The following is a 20,622-nucleotide window of genomic DNA, read 5'->3' on the forward strand; positions in this document are numbered from 1 at the left end:
CTAACGGCTAACAGATGACAGAAAACAGATAACAGCTGACGGATAACAGATTTCGAAATCTGTTATCCGTCAGCTGTCTTTTGTTCGCCCGCCCCCGTTCGGCCCACCAGCGCCCGCCCAGTCCCGCCGCGCCCCGCATGCTGGGGCGGGGGAGCAGGTGCCGCAGGGCGCTATCCGAGGAGTGGGATCACCGATGGCCAAGGCGTTCGGCTTCATCGACTACGGCGGACCGGAGACGCAGGAGTTCCTCGACCGCCCGGTGCTCGACCCCGGCCCGGGGCAACTGGCGATCACCGTCCGGGCCGCCGGGGTGAACCCGGTGGACTGGAAGATCCGCCGGGGCTTCCTCGGCCGCGAGCGTCAACTCCCCGCCGTCATGGGCCAGGAGGCCTCCGGAGTGGTACAGCGGATCGGCCCCGGGGTCACCGGCTTCACCCCGGGCGACGAGGTGTTCGGCCTCGTCGCCGCCGGTGCCTTCGCCGAACAGACCCTGCTGCGCGCCGAGTTGAGCGCCCTCAAGCCCGAGGGCATCGGCTTCGACCTGGCCGCCACGCTCAGCGTCTCGGTCGCCACCGGCGACGACGCGCTGCGCCAACTCGCCCTCGGCGCCGGGCGTACGCTGCTGATCCTCGGGATCGCCGGCGGTGTCGGCAGCGCCGCCGCCCAGCTCGCCCGCAGCCAGGGCCTGATCGTGCTCGGCACCGCGAGCGACGCCAACCGGTCGTACGTGGAGTCCCTCGGCGCGACGCAGATCCGCTACGGCGACGGCGTCGCCGAGCGGATCGCCGAGGCCGCCCCCGACGGCGTCGACGGCATCCTCGACCTGGTCGGCGGTGACGCCCTGCGCGCGGTGGCCGGTGTCCGGGCCGACCGGACCGAGCTGGTCAGCACCGCCGACCCGGCCACCGCCGCCGAGCTCGGCGGCGTGTACGTCACCCGCTCGACCAGCTCCGAGACCCTGGCCGCCCTCGCCGCCCTGGTCGCCGCCGGCGACCTCGACCCCCAGGTCACCGGACGCTACCCGCTCGGCCGTGCCGGCGAGGCGCTCGCCGAGGTCGAGTCCGGGCACGCGCGCGGCAAGGTGGTCCTCGAAGTCTCTTGAGAGAAAACAGCTTTGACGAAGCATCAGGGCCGAGTGCCGCAGTGCGGCCCGCGAGTCCCTGAGAGCCGAGAGCCGAGAGCCGAGTGCCCCCGAGTGTCACCAACCGAGAGTCAAGAGCCGAGAGCCATGAAGCAGACCTCCGTCACCACCAATGCCCCCTGCTGGGTCGAGCTGGGTACCGACGACCCGGCCGCCGCCCGGGACTTCTACGCCGAACTGTTCGGCTGGCGCCCCGAGAGCGGTGTCCGCCCCGAGGACGGCGGCTACACCCAGATGTTCCTCGGCGAGGCCGCGGCCGCCGCCGTCACCCCGCGCTACGCCCCGCAGCAGCCGACGGCCTGGACGGTCGCCATCGCGGTCGCGGACGCCGACGCCACCGCGGCGAGGGCCGACGCGGCCGGCGGCAAGGTCCGCAAGGAGCCCACCGACGTGTCGGACCTGGGCCGCTTCTCGGTGGTCGCCGACCCGTCCGGCGCCGTCCTCATCCTCTGGCAGGCCCGGGCCTTCGCGGGCGCCGGGGTGTTCAACGAGCCTGGCTCGCTGGGCTGGGTGGAACTGGCGACCCGGGACGCGGCCGGGGCACGGGCCTTCTACCCGGCGGTCTTCGGCTGGTCCGTCGCGCAGTCCGAGCACTACACCCAGTGGGGGCTGGACGGTCAGGACTTCGGCGGCATGGTGGTGATGGACGACGGCTTCCCACCGGAGGTGGCGCCGCACTGGCTGCCGTACTTCTCGGTCGCCGACGTGGACAACACCGTCGGCCGGGCGGTCGCCATGGGCGCGGACGTGCTGATGCCCGCCTATTCCATGCCGGGACGGCGGATCGCCGTCCTGCGCGACGCCCAGGGCGCCCCGTTCGGCGTCTACACCGACGGTGGGGAGGCCTGAGCGACCGGTTCGCCCGCGCGCCGACGGGCCGAGCGCGAGCGCAGGTCGGCCGCTCCCGCGCCCGCCGTGACCAGCAGCGCGCCCAGCGGCACCACGTCGCCGATCCGGTCGTACCAGGTCAGCGTGCCCGGCTCGGTGAGCGGCAGCCGTACGGTCAGCGCGCCGGTGCCGTCGGTGCCGAGCCGGGCGAGCTGTCGGCCCTGGGCGTCGAAGGCGGCCGAGACGCCGGTCAGCGAGGCCTGGACGGCCGGGCGCCCGGTCTCGGCGGCCCGGATCGCGGCCAGTGAGACGTGCTGTTCGGGCGCCCAGGTGTGCTGGAAGGTCGAGGTGGAGGACTGGTAGACCAGCACCCGGGCGCCGTCCCGGGCGGCGGTGCGCGCCATGTCCGGGAAGGCCGACTCGAAGCAGATCAGCGCGCCGACCGGCAGCGGCCTCCCCGAGCGGTCGGTGGCGGGCAGCACGTGGAAGGCGGTGCCGGGGGCCCGGTTCTCACCCGCGGCCCGGCTGACCCCGGCGATCCAGCCGAGGACGGGCCGCAGCGGAATGTACTCGCCGAAGGGCACCAGCCGGATCTTCCGGTAGCGGTCGACCACCCCGGCGGGGGAGACCAGCACCGCGTCCTTGGAGATCCGCCCGTCAGCCTTGCGGGCGTCCTCCCCGGCCATCACCTCGGCGCCGGTGGTGACGGCGAGCCGGCGCAGCGCGTCCAGGGCGGCCGGGTCGCGGTCGAGGTCGGCGGTGGTGCTGCTCTCGCCCCACACCACCAGGTCGACCGGCTGTCCGACCAGGTCGGCGGTGGTCCGGACGCTCGCGTCGAAGCGGGCCTGCGGGTCCTCGAGGACGCCGGGCTGGACGAGCGCCACGGTGACCGCCCCGGCCCCGACCGGCGCCGGGCGCAGCGCGAACAGCAGTGGTCCGGCGGCCAGCACCAGGACGGTGGCCAGCGCCGCGACCGCCCGGGGCCGCGCGGGCACCGCCGTCAGGACGATCAGCACTCCGGTGTTGACGGCCGCCACCGCGGCGCTGACCAGCCAGATCCCGCCCGCCGAGGCCAGCCCGAGGACGGCCGGATGTTGCCACTGGGTGGCGCCGAGCAGGGCCCACGGTCCGCCGAGCGCGTGCCAGGACCGCGCGTACTCGGTGCCCACCCAGACCGCGGGGACGACCAGCAGGGCGAGCAGGGCCCGGCGGGTGGTGACCGGCGGGCCCAGCAGGCGGTGCACCGTGTACCCGACCGGCGCCTGCAGGGCCCCGAACAGCACGGCGAGTACGGGCAGCGCCGGTCCGACGGAGGGGACCAGCCAGTACATCGCGGTGAGGATGAACCCCGCCCCGAACCACCACCCGCGCACCGCCGCTTCCCGCCCCGACGGTGCCCGCTGGGCGAGCAGCAGTCCGGGGACGAGCGCGACCCAGGCGAGCCAGGCCTGCCCGGGTGCCGGGAACGCGACCACCGGTACGGCTCCGGCCGCCAGCGCGGCGAGCCGCGCCCGGTAGCGGTGCGGTGCGTGCGGCTCCCGGGCGTCCGTCGGGGCCGTGCTCGGGACTGGGCCGGCGGTGCCGGTGCGGCGCGACATGCCCCGTATTGTCCGCTCGGGTGACGGCTGGTGCCAGATGGCGGTACGCGTAGTTGACGCCGGTCCTCGGAACGGTGCAGGTCATTGGAACAAGCGGACCAATCCCGCACCCAACTGCGGCCCGTCACGCCCCCCGAGACGGCGGCCGGCCCGTCACGCCCCCCGAGACGGCGGCCGGCCCGTCACGCCCCCTCCGAGACGACGGCAGGCCGCCCTCCCACCCGAGGGAGCGCGGCCGGCCGCCGTACTGTCGTCGCCGTACTGTCGTCGCCGTACGGTCGGAGGGCGTCAGCCCTCGTCGCCCTCCAGGTCGCCCTCGGTCTCCAGGAACGCGGCCTGCAGCTGCTCGATCAGCTGCGGGTCCGGCTGCTCCCACAGCCCGCGGCTCGCCGCCTCCAGCAGGCGCTCGCTGATGCCGTGCAGCGCCCACGGGTTGGCGCCCGCCAGGAACTCGCGGTTGACCGGGTCGAGGACGTACTCCTGGGTGAGCTTCTCGTACATCCAGTCCGCGACCACGCCCGTGGTGGCGTCGTAGCCGAACAGGTAGTCGACCGTCGCGGCCATCTCGAAGGCGCCCTTGTAGCCGTGGCGCCGCATCGCCTCGATCCAGCGCGGGTTGACCACCCGGGCACGGAAGACGCGGGCGGCCTCCTCGGTCAGGGTGCGGGTGCGGACCGTCTCCGGGCGGGTCGAGTCGCCGATGTAGGCGGTCGGGGCCTTGCCGGTGAGGGCACGCACGGTGGCCACCATGCCGCCGTGGTACTGGAAGTAGTCGTCCGAGTCGGCGATGTCGTGCTCGCGGGTGTCGGTGTTCTTCGCGGCGACGGTGATCCGCTTGTACGCGGTCTCCATCTCCTCGCGCGCCGGGCGCCCGTCCAGGCCGCGGCCGTACGCGTAGCCGCCCCAGACGGTGTAGACCTCGGCGAGGTCGGCGTCGGTGCGCCAGTCGCGGCTGTCGATGAGCTGGAGCAGGCCCGCGCCGTAGGTGCCCGGGCGGGAGCCGAAGACGCGGACGGTGGCCTTGCGCTCGTCGCCGTGCACGGCGAGGTCGGCCTGGACGTGGGCGCGGACGAAGTTGTCGGCCGCCGGCTCCTCCTGGGCGGCGGCCAGGCGCACCGCGTCGTCCAGCAGGGCGACGACGTGCGGGAAGGCGTCCCGGAAGAAGCCGGAGATGCGCAGCGTGACGTCGATGCGCGGGCGGCCGAGCTCGTCGAGCGGGATCGGCTCCAGGCCGGTGACCCGGCGCGAGGCGTCGTCCCAGACCGGGCGGACGCCGAGCAGGGCGAAGGCCTCGGCGATGTCGTCACCGGCGGTGCGCATCGCGCTGGTGCCCCAGAGCGACAGCCCGACCGAGGGCGGGTAGGCGCCGTCGTTGTCGGCGGTGTACCGCTCGACGAGCGAGGCGGCGAGCGCCTGGCCGGTCTCCCAGGCGAGCTTGCTGGGGACGGCCTTCGGGTCGACGGAGTAGAAGTTGCGGCCGGTCGGCAGCACGTTGACCAGGCCGCGCAGCGGCGAGCCGGAGGGGCCGGCCGGGACGAAGCCGCCGTGGAGCGCGTGCAGCACGGCGTCCAGTTCGTCGGTGGTGGCGGACAGTCGCGGCACCACCTGGGTGGCGGCGAAGGTCAGCACCTCGCCGACGGCCGCGCGGACGGCCTCCGGCAGTTCGGCGGCGACCTTCTCCACCGCCTCGGGCGCCCAGTCCTCGGCCTCCATCGCCTCGACCAGGGCACGGGCCTGCGCCTCGGCCGCGTCGGTGGCGCCGAGGGTGAGGGCCGCCTCGTCCAGGCCGAGCGCCTCGCGCAGGCCGGGCAGCGCGCTGACGCCGCCCCAGATCTGCCGGGCGCGCAGGATGGCGAGCACGATGTTGACCCGGTCGGTGCCGGCCGGGGCCTGGCCGAGGACGTGCAGGCCGTCGCGGATCTGGGCGTCCTTGACCTCGCACAGCCAGCCGTCGACGTGCAGCAGGAAGTCGTCGAAGCCGTCGTCCTCGGGGCGCTCGTCCAGGCCGAGGTCGTGGTCCAGCTTGGCGGCCTGGATCAGGGTCCAGATCTGGGCGCGGATCGCGGGCAGCTTGGCCGGGTCCATCGCGGCGATGTTGGAGTGCTCGTCGAGCAGCTGCTCCAGCCGCGCGATGTCGCCGTAGGAGTCGGCGCGGGCCATCGGCGGGACGAGGTGGTCGACCAGGGTGGCGTGGGCGCGGCGCTTGGCCTGGGTGCCCTCGCCCGGGTCGTTGACCAGGAAGGGGTAGATCAGCGGGAGGTCGCCGAGGACGGCGTCCGGGCCGCATTCGGCGGACAGCGCGGCGGTCTTGCCGGGCAGCCACTCCAGGTTGCCGTGCTTGCCGAGGTGGATGACGGCGTGGGCGCCGAAGCCGCCGTCCTCCTGGGCGGCCTCGATCCAGCGGTAGGCGGCCAGGTAGTGGTGGCTCGGCGGGAGGTCCGGGTCGTGGTAGATCGCGACCGGGTTCTCGCCGAAGCCACGCGGCGGCTGGATGAGCACCAGCAGGTTCCCGGAGCGGATCGCGGCGAGCACGATGTCGCCGTCCGGGTTCTGCGAGCGGTCCACGTACAGCTCGCCGGGGGCCGGGCCCCAGTGCTGCTCGACCTGCTCGCGCAGGGCGCCGGGGAGGGTGGCGTACCAGCGGCGGTAGTCGGCGGCCGGGATGCGGACGGGGTTGCGGGCCAGCTGGTCCTCGGTGAGCCAGTCCTGGTCGTAGCCGCCGGCCGCGATCAGGGCGTGGATCAGGGCGTCGCCCTCGTGGCCGTCCTCCTCGCCGCCGTCGGTGGGGGCGTTGAAGCCGGGCAGGGCGGAGCCGAGGTCCATGCCGTCCGCGCGCAGCCGCTCCAGCAGGCGCATCGCGCTGGCCGGGGTGTCCAGGCCGACGGCGTTGCCGACCCGGGAGTGCTTGGTCGGGTAGGCGGACAGCACCAGCGCGAGGCGGCGCTCGGCGGCCGGGACGTGCCGCAGCCGGGCGTGCTTGACGGCGGTGCCGGCGACGCGGGCGGCACGCTCCGGGTCGGCGGCGTAGACCGTCAGGCCGTCCTCGTCCAGCTCCTTGAAGGAGAACGGGACGCTGATCAGCCGGCCGTCGAACTCGGGCACGGCGATCTGGGTGGCGGTGTCCAGCGGGGACAGGCCGTCGTCGCTGGCCTCCCACTGGGCGCGCGACCAGGTGAGGCAGAGCGCCTGGAGGATCGGGCGGTCGAGGGCGGCCAGCGCTCCGGCGTCCCAGGCCTCCTCGTCACCGCCGGCCTGGGCGTCGGCCGGGCGGGTGCCGCCGGCGGCGAGCACGGTGGTGACGATCGCGTCGGCCTCGCCGAGCGCGGCCAGCAGCTCGGGCTCGGCGCCGCGCAGCGAGGCGCAGTAGTAGGCCCTCGCCCGGGCGCCCTGGTCCTCGATCGCCCGGCAGAGGGTCTCCACGAAGGCGGTGTTGCCGCTCATGTGGTGGGCGCGGTAGTAGAGCACCGCGACGGTCGGGCCGCTCTCCGTACGGGCTTCGCGCTCCAGCGGGCCCCAGGCCGGGGCGGAGGCGGGCGGGGCGAAGCCGTGGCCGGTGAGCAGCACGGTGTCGGAGAGGAAGGCGCCGAGCTCGGCCAGGTTGGCCGCGCCGCCGTGGGCGAGGTAGGCGTGCGCCTCGGCGGCGATGCCGGCCGGGACGGTGGAGAGCTCCATCAGCTGGGCGTCGGGGGCCTGTTCACCGGTCAGCACGACCACCGGGCGGGGGCCGGCCAGCAGCGCGTCCAGGCCCTCCTGCCAGGCGCGGCGGCCGCCGAGCAGGCGGACCACGACCAGGTCGGTGCCCTCCAGCAGTGCGGGCAGGTCCTCGGGCGTCAGCCGGGCCGGGTTGCCGAGCCGGTACGGGACCGGTCCGGTCGCGGCCCGGGCGCTGAGCAGGTCGGTGTCGGACGTCGACAGCAGCAGGATCATGCGAAGGCCCTCCCGGCCTCTTCGGTGGCCAGGATGGCCTCGGTGGTGGCCGGGTCGGCCTCGGTGGTGGCCGGTGGAACGGGCGCGGGCATGCGACAGCGCTGGTGCATTTCTGCCTTCCTCGGGGTCCGCGCCCCGGGCCGGTGGAGGACGGCGGGAGTTCCTGGCTCCCGCGGCCGACCGGTCTCCCGGTGAACCGCGGTCACAGTGGCGGGACCGCACCGGGCTTGCACCGGTTTCCTCCCCTGCGCCGTCGCTGGCGTCGGGCGGCCCGCTGGGGACCGCCCGCCAGCATCGTACGGGGTGCGGCTGACCTGGGGGGAGGGGCGGCTTCGCCGGGCCCGGGGCACGGGCTGTCCGCCGCCCGGCGCACGGACGGGCGCACGGCGCTCACCGGCGCCGGACGGCCGGTTCGGCGTGCTTCGGCCGTGCCGTCCGGTGAGCCGCCGGTGTGACGCAGCGGACGGAGGCAAGCGATCGGATCATCTGTATGCTCGCCGCCATGCCACCGACACCCGACGCCACCGCGCCGGGCGCCGCCGTGCCCGACCGGGGGCGCGCCGACGCCTGCCCCGGGGCCCTTCGCCTGCACACCGCCGACGACGGCGGCCTCGCCCGGGTCCGACTGCCCGGCGGACTGCTGACGGACCGTCAGGCGCTGGCCCTGGTCGAGGCCGCGGAGGCCCTGGGCGACGGGGAGTTGGAGACCACCTCGCGTGGCAACGTCCAACTCCGCGGCCTGGCCGCGGACTGCGGGGCCGAACTCGCCGACCGGCTGCGCGCCGTCGGACTGCTGCCCTCGGACACCCATGAGCGGGTGCGCAACATCGTCGCCTCGCCGCTGGCCGGGCTGGACGCGGCCGGGAACGCCGATGTGCAGGCCTGGGTGCGGGAGCTGGACGCGCGGCTGTGCGCGAGCGACTGGGCGGCCGGACTCTCCGGCAAGTTCCTGTTCGCGCTGGACGACGGGCGGGGCGACGTCGCCGCGCTCGACGCCGATGTGACATTGATCGCAGCCCCGGACGGCCCCGCGCTGCTGCGGCTCGGGCGGGCCTCCCACGGGCGGCCGGTCGAGGCCGGGCGGGAGGTGACGGCCGTGCTGGACGCGGCCCGTGCCTTCCTGGGCGCGCTGCGCAGCGGCGGCCGCAAGGCCTGGCACCTGCGCGAGGTGCCCGAGTTGCTGCCGCCCGGCACGGTGCCGCTGCCCGCGTTCGCCGGGGCCGCCGCCGTCCCGGTCGGTGTGTTGCCTGCGGCCGGTGTGCTGCCTGCGGTCGGTGCGCTGCCCGGCGGGCTCTCGGTCGGCATGCGCTTCGGGCGGGCCGACGCCGGCCAGTGGCGGGCGCTGGTCGCCGCCTCGACCGGCGAACTGCGGCTGACCCCCTGGCGGGGCGCGGTACTGCCCGGCGCACCCGCCGACCGGCTGCCCGCACTGGCGGCCGCGGGGTTGCGGACCGAGCCCGGCTCGGCCTGGGAGCGGGCCACCGCCTGCACCGGGTTGCCGGGCTGCGCCAAGTCGCTGGCCGACGTACGGGCCGACGCGGCCCGGGCGTTGGAGCGCGCGGCGTCGGGGGCCAGGGCGTCGGGGGCCGGGGCGTCGGGGGCCGGGGCGTTGGAGGCCGGGGGCGGCGCACTGCCCGTCCACTGGTCGGGCTGTGAGCGGCGCTGCGGCCACCCGGCCGGGCAGTGGGTGGACGTGCTCGCCACGGGGCACGGCTACCGGGTGACGGTGAACGGGCCGGCCACGACCGCGGGCACCCCCGCGGGCGTTCCGGTGGACGTGACGAACGAGGAGATGGCCGAGGCGGTCGCCGAGGCCAGGAGGACCACGAAGTGATCGAGTACGAGAAGGACGGCGCGTCCATCTACCGCCAGTCCTTTGCCACCATCCGTGCGGAGGCCGATCTGGCCGCCCTCCCGGCGGACGTCTCCCAGGTCGCGGTGCGGATGATCCACGCCTGCGGGATGACCGACCTGGTCGAGGACCTGGTGTACTCGCCCGGCGTGGTCGCCTCGGCGCGCGCGGCGCTGCACGCCGGTGCGCCGATCCTGTGCGACGTCAACATGGTGGCGAGCGGGGTGACCCGTAGGCGGCTGCCCGCCGACAACGAGGTGATCTGCACCCTCACCGACCCCTCGGTGCCCGAACTGGCCCGCGCCATGGGCAACACCCGCAGCGCGGCGGCCATGGAGCTGTGGCTGCCCCGGCTGGAGGGCGCGGTGGTCGCCGTCGGCAACGCGCCGACCTCGCTGTTCCGGCTGCTGGAGATGATCGAGGCCGGCGCTCCCCGCCCGGCCGCGGTGATCGGCGTGCCGGTCGGCTTCATCGGCGCTGCCGAGTCCAAGCAGGCGCTGGCCGAACACCCGTCCGGCCTGGAGCACTTGGTGGTGCGCGGCCGACGCGGCGGCAGCGCGATCGCCGCGGCCGCCATCAACGCGATTGCGAGCGAAGAAGAGTGACGGACCATCAGATCGCCACCGCCGGGCCCGAGGGCACCGGTCGACTGTACGGCGTCGGGCTCGGCCCGGGCGATCCCTCGCTGGTGACCGTCCGCGCGGCCGAACTCATCGGCAAGGCCGACGTGGTGGCGTACCACAGCGCCCGGCACGGCCGCTCCATCGCGCGCTCGATCGCCGAGCGCTATCTGACGGGTGGTCAGATCGAGGAGAAGCTGGTCTACCCGCTCACCGTGGAGACCACCGACCACCCCGGCGGCTACCGGGGCGCCTTGGACGAGTTCTACGAGGAGGCCGCCGCCCGGCTGGCCGCGCACCTGGACGCCGGGCGCGACGTCGTCGTCCTCGCCGAGGGCGACCCGCTGTTCTACGGCTCCTACCAGCACATGCACAAGCGCCTCGCGCACCGCTACCCGACCGAGGTGGTGCCCGGCGTGACCTCGGTCAGCGCGGCCGCCGCCCGGCTCGGGCAGCCGCTGACCGAGGCCGAGGAGACCCTCACCGTCATTCCCGGCACGCTGCCCGAGGAGGAGCTCACGGCGCGGATCGCCGCCGCCGACTCCGCGGTGATCATGAAGCTGGGCCGCACCTTCCCGGCCGTCCGGCGGGCGCTGGAGCGGGCCGGCCGGCTGGAGGACGCCCAGTACGTGGAGCGCGCCTTCATGGACGGGGAGCGGATCGCCCCGCTCGCCGAGGTCGAGGGGGAGAGCGTCCCCTACTTCTCGGTGGCGGTGCTGCCGAGCAAGGTCGCGCCGCTGGAGCCGGTCGTCCGGCTCGCGGAGGGCGTCGGCAGCGTGACCGTGGTCGGCACCGGGCCGGCCGGGCCGCTCTGGCTCACCGCCGAGGCGCGCGGTGCGCTGGCCGAGGCCACCGACCTGGTCGGCTACACCACCTACCTGGACCGGGTGCCCGAGCGGCCGGGGCAGCGGCGGCACGGTTCGGACAACAAGGTCGAGTCGGAGCGCGCCGAGTTCGCCCTGGACCTCGCCCGGCGCGGGCACCGGGTCTGCGTGGTGTCCTCGGGCGACCCGGGGGTGTTCGCGATGGCCACCGCCGTGCTGGAGGTCGCTTGCGAGGCGGACTACCGGGACGTACCGGTGCGGATCGTCCCCGGGATGACCGCCGCCCACGCGGCCGCCTCCCGGGCGGGCGCCCCGCTCGGGCACGACTACGCGGTGGTGTCGCTCTCGGACCGGCTCAAGCCCTGGGACGTGGTGGCCAAGCGGCTGCGCGCCGCCGCCGAGGCGGACCTGGTGCTGGCGCTGTACAACCCGGGCTCGAAGTCCCGCACCACCCAGGTCGGCCTGACCCGGGACCTGCTGCTGGAGTACCGCGCGCCGGAGACCCCGGTGGTGATGGCCCGCGACGTCGGCGGGCCGACCGAGCGGATCCGGATCGTCCGGCTGGGCGAGCTGGACCCGGCGCTGGTCGACATGCGGACCATCCTGCTGATCGGCTCCTCGCAGACCCGGGCGGTCGAGCGGGGCGGCGGGGTCGAGGTCGTCTGGACGCCCCGGCGGTACCCGGAGGACGTGTAACGAATGACAGATAACAGCTGACAGATAATGAAATCTGTCAGCTGTTATCTGTTCCCTGTTTTCTGTCAGCCGTCAGCCGTCAGCCGTTTGTCGTTGGTCGTGAGCCGTCGGCCCGTTCCCGCCGCGGCCGTCACCGGGTCGGCTTGGTGATCAGCAGCTCGGTGTTGTGGTCCTCCCCGGCGCCCAGCAGCGCGGAGACCCGGCCGTTGGGGTCGTTGTACGAGAGCTCCCGGTACAGCGCGGCCAGGTTGGTGTCCGAGGTGCTGCCGAAGTCCGTCGCGTACGGCGCGGAGGACTCGATCAGCGTGGTGAACAGCGACAGGGTGCCGTCGCCGTTGTCCGCGATCTCGATGATCCGCCCGTGCTGCGGGTAGTCGATGTGCGAGGCGGTGTTGATCTCCCAGAACGCCCGCTCCGGCACCGCGTGGCCGTGCGCGGTGATCTTGTTCATGTGGGTGTGCCCGTTCACCCAGGCGACCACGTTCGGGTAGCGCTGCAGCAGGGCGACCAACTCGTTGCCGTCGTGCCGCTTCTCGAAGATGTTGCGCGGGTCGGGCAGCAGGTTGCCCATCGAGCCGCTGGTGTGGTGGCTGAACACCAGGATCACGTCGTCGGTGCTGCCACCGTTCACCCGGTTCCCGTTGGTGTCGTACCAGTGCCCGCTGTGGTTCTTCAACTGCTGCTCCAGCCAGCGCAGTTGAGCGGTACCGAGCGAACCGTCGGCGAATCCGGCCTGGTTGGTGGTGTCCAGGCTGATGCCGAGGACCTTCTCCGAGATCCGGAAGGTGTAGTAGAGCTTGCCGCTGCTCACCATGTCCGAGGTGAAGCCGTGCCCGTACGGTCCGGCGCCGGTGACGGCCGGGTCGAGGTGGGCCTTGGCGAACTGCTTGAGGGTGAACGGGTGGCGGCGCTCGTCCGGGGTGATGCGGCGCACCGCCTCGCCGTTCGCGAGCAGCTTGCCGAGCAGCAGGACGGCGCCCGCCGGGTCGCGCCGCAGCGAGTCCATCAGCTGGGCGGCGGTCGCGTCGTCGCAGCCCTCCAGCTTGAGCCCGCCCGTGTAGAGGTCGTTCAGCAGCCCGAAGTCGGGCAGCGAGCCCTCGATGCTGTCGTCGTGGTTGCCGACGGTGGTGTACCAGGGGGTCTTGAGGCCCGGCGCGTCGAAGGGCCGGCCGGCCGCGGACAGGAAGCCGGGCACCTGCGGGAAGCCCTTCGCCTTGTAGGCGTCGGCGTAGGAGAGTTCGGGGTTCCAGAAGGCCGAGTTGCCGGAGTTCTGCACGCCCTCGTAGCGGGTCGGGTCGCCGGTGTTCTGGGCCATCCGCCCGCCGCCCATGACGGTGAGGTACCAGTCCAGCTCGGCCAGCTCGTGGTTGTCGGTGTTGTCACCGGTGGCCATCACCAGGCTGAACGGCATTCCGGTGTAGGGGCCGCCGGCCAGCGAGTTGACCCGCTCGACCAGGGCCGAGACGCCACGGGCGTTCAGGGCCTCCTGCGGCCGGTAGGCGCTGTCGTTGAACTTGGCCAGGAACTCGAAGCGCACCGGGGACTCGGTGTCCACCAGGTGCAGGTCGCTGAACTGGACGAAGCTGGCCAGCCCGGTGCGGCGGTCGTCCCGCCCGCTGCCGGGGGCCGCGAGCTCCCCGCGCACCACCAGCGGCCAACCCGGTCCGGCCGCCAGTCGCTTGTAGGAGCCGGCCCCGGTCGGGGTGGCCACCTGCTCCAGGGTGGTTCCGGTGACGTTGACGGCCCGCGCGGCCGTGGTTGCCAGCGCCCGGTCCCGGCCCGCGGCCGTGGCGAGCTGGGCGCCGCCCAGCGACAGGGCCGACCAGGCGGCGGCCACCGAGGTGCCGGTCAGGAACGTACGACGTCTCATGCCTGCCACAGAAACCCCCACATACTGGCAGCCCGGCCGGGTGCCCCAGTCGCCGGACCACGTCATGAACCCGCTAAATAACGGAGCGACAGATTACTCGCTGGTAGTCGCACGGAGCGAGACCCGTGCGAAGAACAGTTCGAGAACGGCGGGGGCTCCCCGCTCCGGCTCCGGGCCGGGCTCCGGCCCCGTCCGGACGCCCCGGCCCCGGGCTCCGGGCGGTGGTGCGGATGGGGGAGAATCGGCGGGTGCGACCGAGGTGGTCGGGGCGGGCGTGAACGGAACGCGGAAGCGAGGCGCAGGTGGCCGCAGCGGGAGCCGAGGCGGGAGGCCGGGCCGGCCAGCTGAGGAGCAGCGGTCTGCGGCACGGCTGGACGACGGGTGCCTGCGCCACCGCCGCCACCAAGGCCGCGTACACGGCGCTGCTCACCGGTGAGTTCCCGGACCCGGTGACCATCACCCTCCCCAAGGGCCAGCAGCCGGCCTTCGCCCTCGCGGTCGAGGAGCTTGTCCTCCCCGCCGGGCGGCCCGCCGACGCCGGCCCGACCTCCTCCGGCGAGCCGCCCGCCGACGGCCCGACCTCCGCCGACGGCCCGACCGTGGCCGCCCAGCGGCCGGTCGCCGCCACGGCCGGAGTGGTCAAGGACGCCGGCGACGACCCCGACGTGACCCACGGCGCCCTGATCCGCGCGACCGTAAGGCTCGGCGAGCCGGGTGCCGGCGTGGTGTTCCGGGCCGGCCCCGGGGTCGGCACCGTCACCAAGGCCGGCCTGCCGCTGGCGGTCGGTGAGCCCGCGATCAACCCGGTGCCCCGGCAGATGATCCGCGACGCGGTGGCCGAGGTGGCGGCGGCGCACGGCGGTGGCGGGGACGTGGTGGTGGAGATCTCCGTCGACCACGGCGAGGAGATCGCCCGCTCGACCTGGAATCCCCGGCTCGGCATCCTCGGCGGGCTGTCCATCCTCGGCACCACCGGGATCGTCGTCCCCTACTCCTGCTCGGCCTGGATCGACTCGATCCGTCGCGGCGTGGACGTGGCCCGGGCGGCCGGGCGCACCCACGTGGCGGGCTGCACCGGTTCGACCTCGGAGAAGGTCGCGGTCGCGGTGCACGGACTGCCCGAGGACGCCCTGCTGGACATGGGCGACTTCGCCGGGGCCGTCCTCAAGTACCTCAAGCGCCACCCGGTGCCGCGGCTGACCATCGCGGGCGGCTTCGCCAAGCTGTCCAAGCTCGCCCACGGGCACCTCGACCTGCACTCGGCGCGCTCCCAGGTGGACAAGGGCTACCTGGCCGAACTGGCCCGGCAGGGCGGGGCGGACGAGGACCTGGCCGCGGCGGTGGCGGCGGCCAACACCGGCCTGGAGGCGGTGCAGTTGTGCCGGGCGGCCGGGGTGCCGCTGGGGGACCTGGTCGCCGAGGCGGCCCGGGCGACGGCGCTCGGGGTGCTGCGCGGCTCACCGGTCGCGGTGGACGTCATCTGCATCGACCGCGCCGGCGCCGTCGTCGGCCGGGCGGAGCCGCTCGGCCCCTGAACGGCGCCCGGCCCACAGCGGTTGGCCCCTGAACGGCGCCCAGTTGGCCGCCTCACCCGTACAGCGGAAGCTCAGAACTTTCGTGTGGTGATGTGAAGATCCAGGAGTCATACGGGGTGAGAAACGGACAAAAGTGGCGCCGCACCCACTCTTGATTCTGGTGCCATCTCAACCATGAGATATGGTCTGCCGAGTGACAGGCGACTACCTCACCCGTATCGGCACCCTCATCCGTACCGCGCGCCAGCATCGCGGCTGGTCCCAGGCGCAGCTCGGCGAGGCACTCGGCACCAGCCAGAGCGCGGTCAACCGCATCGAACAGGGCAAGCAGAACGTCAGCCTTGAGATGATCGCGCGCATCGGCGATGCCCTCAACAGCGAGATCGTCTCCCTCGGCTACTCCGGCCCGATGCACCTGCGGGTCACCGGCGGCACCCGCCTCTCCGGCGCGATCGAGGTCCGCAGCAGCAAGAACGCCTGCGTCGCGATCCTCTGCGCCTCGCTGCTGACCACCGGCCGCACCACGATCCGCAGCGTCGCCCGGATCGAGGAGGTCTACCGCATCCTCGAGGTGCTCACCAGCATCGGCGTCAAGAGCCGCTGGCTGAACGACGGCCGCGACCTCGAACTCACCCCGCCGGCCGAGCTCGACCTCGCCGCGATGGACGTCGCGGCGGCCCGCCGCACCCGCAGCGTGCTGATGTTCCTCGGCCCGCTGATGCACCGCGCCCAGCGCTTCGCCATCCCGTACGCGGGCGGCTGCGACCTCGGCACCCGCACCGTCCAGCCGCACCTGACGGCGCTGCGGCGCTTCGGTCTGGAGGTCGCCACCACCGGTGGCGCCTACCACGCCTCGGTCGAGCCGGGCACCCCGCTGGACCGCCCGATCGTGCTGACCGAGCGCGGGGACACCGTCACCGAGAACGCCCTGCTGGCCGCCGCGCGGCACGACGGCGTGAGCGTCATCCGCAACGCCTCGCCCAACTACATGGTCCAGGACCTGTGCTTCTTCCTGGAGAAGCTGGGCGTGAGGATCGAGGGCATCGGTACCACCACCCTCACCGTCCACGGCGTCCCCGAGATCAGCTGTGACGTCGACTACACCCCGGCCGAGGACCCGGTGGAGGCGATGAGCCTGCTCGCCGCCGCCGTCGTCACCTCCTCCGAGCTGACGATCCGCCGGGTGCCGATCGAGTTCCTGGAGATCGAGCTCGCGGTGCTGGAGGGCATGGGCCTCGACTACGACCGGACCCCGGAGTACCGGGCCCACAACGGCCACACCCGGCTGGTCGACCTCACCGTGCGCCCCTCCAAGCTGACCGCGCCGATCGACACCATCCACCCGATGCCGTTCCCCGGCATCAACATCGACAATGTGCCGTTCTTCGCCGCCATCGCCGCGGCCGCGCACGGCACCACGATGATCCACGACTGGGTCTACGACAACCGCGCGATCTACCTCACCGAGCTGACCCGGCTCGGCGCGGACGTCAAGCTGCTCGACCCGCACCGCGTCCTGGTCCAGGGCCCGACCCGCTGGCGCGCCGCCGAGATGATGTGCCCGCCCGCACTGCGCCCGGCCGTGGTCATCCTGCTCGCGATGCTCGCCGCGCAGGGCACCTCGGTGCTGCGCAACGTCTACGTCATCAACCGCGGTTACGAGGACCTCGCCGAGCGCCTCAACTCCATCGGCGCCCAGATCGAGACCTTCCGCGACATCTGACGGACCGTCATCTTCCTGGCCGGCCTCAGCTACTGAGGCCGGTCAGCAGGATCGCCACGTCCAACCCGGTGTTCAGGTACTCCACGAACACCTGGTTGTTCAGCGCCCAGGGCGAGCGCCGCTCCCGGGTCAGCCGGACCGCCCCGTCCGGCTCGTGCCCGAGGCCGACCATCGCCTGGGCGACCACCAGGCCCGAGCGGTTGTAGCCCGAGTGGCAGCGCACCAGCGTCCGGCGGCCCCCGCGTACGGCGGCGGTGGTGAGTTCCGCGGCCTCCTGGACGGCGAGCAGCTGACCGGGGGAGAGCGGCCGGTCGGGCACCTCCCGGACGACGTGCTCGACCCCCGGGGCCGGGCCGTGGCCGGGGAGCGTGAAGAGGCTGACGACCAGGTCGAACTGCCGCCCGGCGACGACGGGTTGGAGCTCACCGCCGGGCGGGGTGCAGTAGTGTCCGCCCATCCAGAGCCCGGGGACGATCTCGTTCCAGGGCTCCTGCGGCCCGTGGACGTCGCGGTCATTCTGGCGGGTCCGCATTCCTGCTCCTTCCGGCCCGGCGACGCGTCGGCCCCCGTACGTCTCCTCGCTCGCGTGCGTTCTCGCCCGCGTGCCTCCTCGCCCGTGCGGCTACTCGCCCGTGCTGCCGTCGAGGTGCTCGCGCAGGAGGTCGGCGTGGCCGTTGTGGCGGGCATACTCCTCGATCATGTGGGTGAGGATCCAGCGCAGCGAGAACACCTCCTCGCCGTAACGGCCCTGGACGTCCAACGACTCCGCGGCGGCGACGAGTTCCCGCGCGTGCGCGCACTCGCGGCGCCAGATCGCGAAGGCCTCCTCCGGGTCGGCGGTCTCGGCGTCCCACTCGGCGAAGCTGCCGTCGGGGTTCTTCCAGAAGCCCGGAACGGCCTCGTCGGCGAGGACGTTGCGGAACCAACTGTGCTCCACCTCGGCGAGGTGGCGGACCAGGCCGAGGAGGGAGAGCCCGGAGGGTTCCAGTACCCGGCTGCGGAGTTGTTCGGGGCTCAGCCCGGCGCACTTCATCGCCAGGGTGTCGCGCTGGTGGTCGAGGAAGCTCGCCAGGGTGGCCCGTTCGTCGGCGGTCCGCAGGGTGGCGGTCCGCAGGGTGGTGGTGCGCAGGGTGGAGGTGTGCAGGGTGGAGGCGCGCTGATCAGCGGTCATCGCGCCATCGTGCCGGGCGGTCGGCGGCGCCGCTGACCACTCCACTGGGTGGACGCGTCAGGCCGACCGCTCCAGCCAGCGCACCGCGCCCGCCACGTCCGGTGCCACCGGCAGGCCCGCCGGAACGGGCGGGCGTTCCACCACGACCACGGGCAGCCCGAGTTCACGGGCGGCGGTCAGCTTGGGCGCGGTCGCGGTGCCGCCGCTGTCCTTGGTGACCACCACGTCGATCCGGTGCTCGCGCAGCAGCGCCCGCTCGCCGTCGAGGGTGAACGGGCCGCGGTCCAGCAGGACTTGGAGCGAGGGCGGCAGCGGCGGCTCCGGCGGGTCCACCGAGCGGGCCAGGAAGTGCAGTCCGTCCAGGTGGGCGAAGGCGGCGATGCCCTGGCGGCCGGAGCTGAGGAAGACCCGGCGGCCGAGGCCGGGCAGCAGCTCGGCGGCGGCCGTGAGGGAGGGGACGAGGTGCCAGCGGTCCCCGGGGACGGGCGCGAAACCGGGGCGGCGCAGCACCAGCAGCGGGACGCCGGTGGCGGCGGCCGCGAGGGCGGCGTTGTGCGACATCCCGGCGGCGAACGGGTGGGTGGCGTCGACCACGGCGTCCACCGCCTCGGTCCTCAGCCAGTCGGCCAGCCCGTCCGGTCCGCCGAAGCCGCCGATCCGCACCTCGCCGACGGGCAGCCGGGGTCGGGCGACCCGCCCGGCCAGCGAACTGGTGACCCGCAGGCCCGGCCGGCCGTCCAGTGCGGCGGCCAGCGCCCGCCCCTCCGTCGTCCCGCCGAGGACCAGTACGTGGGTCGGTCGGTGGAGGGGCGCGGACGCCCGGTCCGGTCGACTCATGCGCCGCAGGGCTCGTGCGGCCGCTCGCGGTCCGCCGAGTAGAGGTGGCTGTCGCGGAACTGCTCGGCGGCGAGGGTGCGGCCGACCAGGATGACGGCGGTGCGCACCACGCCCGCCGCCTTGACCTGCCCGGCGATGTCGGCCAGCGTGCCGCGCAGCACCAGCTCGTCGGGGCGGCTGGCCATCGCGACCACGGCCGCCGGGCAGTCGGCGCCGTAGTGCGGGAGCAACTGCTCGACCACGTCGTCCACGTAGCCGGCGGCCAGGTGCAGCACCAGCAGGGCGCCGCTGCGGCCGAGGGTGGCGAGGTCCTCGCCCTCCGGCATCGGGGTGGCGCGCTTGGCGATCCGGGTGAGGATGACGGTCTGGCCGACGGTCGGCACCGTCAACTCCCGCTTCAACGCGGCCGCGGCGGCGGCGAAGGCGGGAACGCCGGGGACCACCTCGTACGGCACCCCGGCCGCGTCCAGCCGGCGCATCTGCTCGGCGACGGCGGAGAAGACGGAGGGGTCTCCGGAGTGCAGCCTGGCCACGTCCTGGCCGGCCTCGTGCGCGGCGACCAGCTCGGCGACGATCTGGTCCAGGTTGAGCTGGGCGGTGTCGACCAGCCGGGCGCCGGGCGGGCACTCGTCCAGCAGCTCGCGCGGGACGAGGCTGCCGGCGTAGAGGCAGACCTCGGCGCGGGCCAGGAGGCGCTGGCCGCGCAGGGTGATCAGGTCGGCGGCGCCCGGGCCGGCTCCGATGAAGTAGACGGTCACGAGGCGTCCTCCTGGGGGGTGTTGGGCTTGACGGCGGACCACTGGGTGACCGGCATGGCCTGCCGCCACCCGGTGAAACCACCGACCGGGACGGCGTGGGCGACGGCCAGTTTGACCAACTCCCCGCCGTGGCGCCGGTACCACTCGGTGAGCAGCGCCTCGGACTCCAGCGTCACGGTGTTGGCGACCAGCCGTCCGCCGGGGCGCAGTGCGGCCCAGCAACTCTCCAGCAGACCGGGGGCGGTGAGGCCGCCGCCGATGAACACGGCGTCGGGGGTGGGGAGTTCGACGAGTACATCGGGGGCGCGGCCGGTCACCACCCGGAGCCGGGGCACGCCCAGCGCGGTGGCGTTGCGGGCGATCCGTTCGGCCCGGACGGGGTCGCGCTCGATGCTGACGGCCTGGCAGTCCCGGTGGGCGCGCAGCCACTCGACGGCGATCGAGCCGGAGCCGCCGCCGACGTCCCAGAGCAGTTCGCCGGGGGAGGGGGCGAGGGTGGCCAGGGTGGCCGCGCGGACGTGCCGCTTGGTGAGCTGGCCGTCGCTCTCGTACGCCTCGTCGGGCAGACCGGGGACGAGCGAGCTGCGCGGGCCCTCGCCGAGTTCGACGGCGATCAGGTTCAGCGGGTCGCCGGGCGGGTGCGGCCACTCGTCGGCGCGGCCGTCGAGCTCCCGCTCGCGGGCGTCGTCGCCGAGTTGCTCCAGCACGCGCAGCCGGGCGGTGCCGAAGCCGTGCTCGGTGAGCAGGGCGGCGACGGCGGCGGGGGTGCCGGCGTCGGCGCTGAGCACCAGCAGCCGGCGGCCGGGGTGGAGGGCGAGGGTGAGGGTGGCCGGCGGCCGGCCGACCAGGCTGACCACCTCGGTCGCCTCCAGCGGCCAGCCGAGCCGGGCGCAGGCGTAGGAGACGGAGGAGGGGTGCGGCAGGACGCGCAGCCGCTCGGCTCCGACGGTCTCGGCGAGGGTGCGACCGATCCCGAAGAACATCGGGTCGCCGCTGGCCAGTACGGCGATGCGGCGCCCGGCGTGCTCGGCGAGCAGCCCCGGGACGGCCGGGCGCAGCGGGGACGGCCAGGCGAGGCGCTCGGCGGGGACGGCGTCGCGGGGGAGCAGCTCCAGCTGCCGGGGGCCGCCGATGACCACCTCGGCGGACTGCAGCGCGGCCCGGGATCCGGTGGCGAGGCCGGGCCAGCCGTCGGCCCCGATCCCGACGACGGTGATCGGAGGGGGCAGCTCGGGCACCGGG

At 74.2% G+C, this 20,622-nt stretch carries 15 protein-coding genes and 1 riboswitch; of the genes, 7 read left to right on the forward strand and 8 right to left on the reverse strand.

The window, feature by feature from the left end; all coding sequences use genetic code 11:
* Positions 1-193 precede the first annotated feature (193 nt).
* Together ACIQWA_RS32190 and ACIQWA_RS32195 are read left to right on the forward strand one after the other, a co-directional pair.
* Complete coding sequence (locus ACIQWA_RS32190; protein WP_402488383.1) at positions 194-1,102, forward strand: NADP-dependent oxidoreductase; 909 nt, start codon at positions 194-196, stop codon at positions 1,100-1,102.
* Positions 1,103-1,228: 126 nt separating this feature from the next.
* On the forward strand, positions 1,229-1,990 hold the full coding sequence (locus ACIQWA_RS32195; protein WP_402488386.1) for a VOC family protein: 762 nt from the start codon (positions 1,229-1,231) through the stop codon (positions 1,988-1,990).
* Here the strand turns inward: ACIQWA_RS32195 and lnt are convergent.
* On the reverse strand, positions 1,966-3,567 hold the full coding sequence (gene lnt, locus ACIQWA_RS32200) for an apolipoprotein N-acyltransferase (RefSeq protein WP_402488389.1): 1,602 nt from the start codon (positions 3,565-3,567) through the stop codon (positions 1,966-1,968). The genes ACIQWA_RS32195 and lnt overlap by 25 nt on opposite strands.
* Before the next feature lie 288 nt (positions 3,568-3,855).
* On the reverse strand, positions 3,856-7,494 hold the full coding sequence (cobN, locus tag ACIQWA_RS32205) for a cobaltochelatase subunit CobN (protein ID WP_402488391.1): 3,639 nt from the start codon (positions 7,492-7,494) through the stop codon (positions 3,856-3,858).
* Between the two features lie 157 nt (positions 7,495-7,651).
* A riboswitch (cobalamin riboswitch) is annotated at positions 7,652-7,737 on the reverse strand.
* A 259-nt stretch (positions 7,738-7,996) separates the two neighbouring features.
* Between cobN and ACIQWA_RS32210 the strand changes: the two genes are divergently transcribed.
* Genes ACIQWA_RS32210 through ACIQWA_RS32220 form a run of 3 tightly spaced genes read left to right on the forward strand, consistent with a single transcriptional unit; the run spans position 7,997 to position 11,486 of the window.
* Positions 7,997-9,328 (forward strand): hypothetical protein, encoded by a 1,332-nt coding sequence (locus ACIQWA_RS32210; RefSeq protein ID WP_402488394.1) that lies wholly within the window; start codon positions 7,997-7,999, stop codon positions 9,326-9,328.
* Positions 9,325-9,951 carry a precorrin-8X methylmutase gene (locus tag ACIQWA_RS32215; protein WP_402488397.1) on the forward strand — a complete coding sequence of 209 codons (627 nt, stop codon included), beginning with the start codon at positions 9,325-9,327 and terminating at the stop codon, positions 9,949-9,951. The genes ACIQWA_RS32210 and ACIQWA_RS32215 overlap by 4 nt, the downstream gene beginning before the upstream one ends.
* Positions 9,948-11,486 (forward strand): precorrin-2 C(20)-methyltransferase, encoded by a 1,539-nt coding sequence (locus ACIQWA_RS32220; RefSeq protein ID WP_402488399.1) that lies wholly within the window; start codon positions 9,948-9,950, stop codon positions 11,484-11,486. The genes ACIQWA_RS32215 and ACIQWA_RS32220 overlap by 4 nt, the downstream gene beginning before the upstream one ends.
* 130 nt (positions 11,487-11,616) lie before the next feature.
* Here the strand turns inward: ACIQWA_RS32220 and ACIQWA_RS32225 are convergent, their stop codons facing one another.
* Positions 11,617-13,356 carry a TIGR03767 family metallophosphoesterase gene (locus ACIQWA_RS32225; RefSeq protein WP_402488401.1) on the reverse strand — a complete coding sequence of 580 codons (1,740 nt, stop codon included), beginning with the start codon at positions 13,354-13,356 and terminating at the stop codon, positions 11,617-11,619.
* Between the two features lie 302 nt (positions 13,357-13,658).
* Between ACIQWA_RS32225 and ACIQWA_RS32230 the strand changes: the two genes are divergently transcribed.
* Positions 13,659-14,891 carry a cobalt-precorrin-5B (C(1))-methyltransferase gene (locus ACIQWA_RS32230; protein WP_402488404.1) on the forward strand — a complete coding sequence of 411 codons (1,233 nt, stop codon included), beginning with the start codon at positions 13,659-13,661 and terminating at the stop codon, positions 14,889-14,891.
* A 193-nt stretch (positions 14,892-15,084) separates the two neighbouring features.
* Positions 15,085-16,614: a UDP-N-acetylglucosamine 1-carboxyvinyltransferase gene (locus ACIQWA_RS32235; RefSeq protein ID WP_402488407.1), complete on the forward strand. Its 1,530-nt coding sequence runs from the start codon at positions 15,085-15,087 to the stop codon at positions 16,612-16,614.
* Positions 16,615-16,639: 25 nt separating this feature from the next.
* On the opposite strand, the gene ACIQWA_RS32240 is transcribed toward ACIQWA_RS32235, so the two are convergent.
* From ACIQWA_RS32240 to cbiE, 5 genes are all read right to left on the reverse strand, one after another.
* Complete coding sequence (locus tag ACIQWA_RS32240) at positions 16,640-17,146, reverse strand: protein phosphatase (RefSeq protein WP_402488410.1); 507 nt, start codon at positions 17,144-17,146, stop codon at positions 16,640-16,642.
* Between the two features lie 90 nt (positions 17,147-17,236).
* Positions 17,237-17,785: a DinB family protein gene (locus tag ACIQWA_RS32245; RefSeq protein WP_402488412.1), complete on the reverse strand. Its 549-nt coding sequence runs from the start codon at positions 17,783-17,785 to the stop codon at positions 17,237-17,239.
* Positions 17,786-17,842: 57 nt separating this feature from the next.
* Positions 17,843-18,622, reverse strand: a complete 780-nt coding sequence (locus tag ACIQWA_RS32250) for a cobalt-precorrin-6A reductase (RefSeq protein ID WP_402488415.1) — start codon at positions 18,620-18,622, stop codon at positions 17,843-17,845.
* Positions 18,619-19,380 carry a precorrin-4 C(11)-methyltransferase gene (gene cobM, locus ACIQWA_RS32255; protein WP_402488418.1) on the reverse strand — a complete coding sequence of 254 codons (762 nt, stop codon included), beginning with the start codon at positions 19,378-19,380 and terminating at the stop codon, positions 18,619-18,621. Before cobM ends, ACIQWA_RS32250 begins: the two co-directional genes overlap by 4 nt.
* Complete coding sequence (gene cbiE, locus ACIQWA_RS32260; RefSeq protein WP_402488420.1) at positions 19,377-20,618, reverse strand: precorrin-6y C5,15-methyltransferase (decarboxylating) subunit CbiE; 1,242 nt, start codon at positions 20,616-20,618, stop codon at positions 19,377-19,379. The genes cobM and cbiE overlap by 4 nt, the downstream gene beginning before the upstream one ends.
* Between the last annotated feature and the right edge of the window lie 4 nt (positions 20,619-20,622).

Source organism: Kitasatospora sp. NPDC098652, from assembly GCF_044760155.1.
Lineage (GTDB): Bacteria > Actinomycetota > Actinomycetes > Streptomycetales > Streptomycetaceae > Kitasatospora.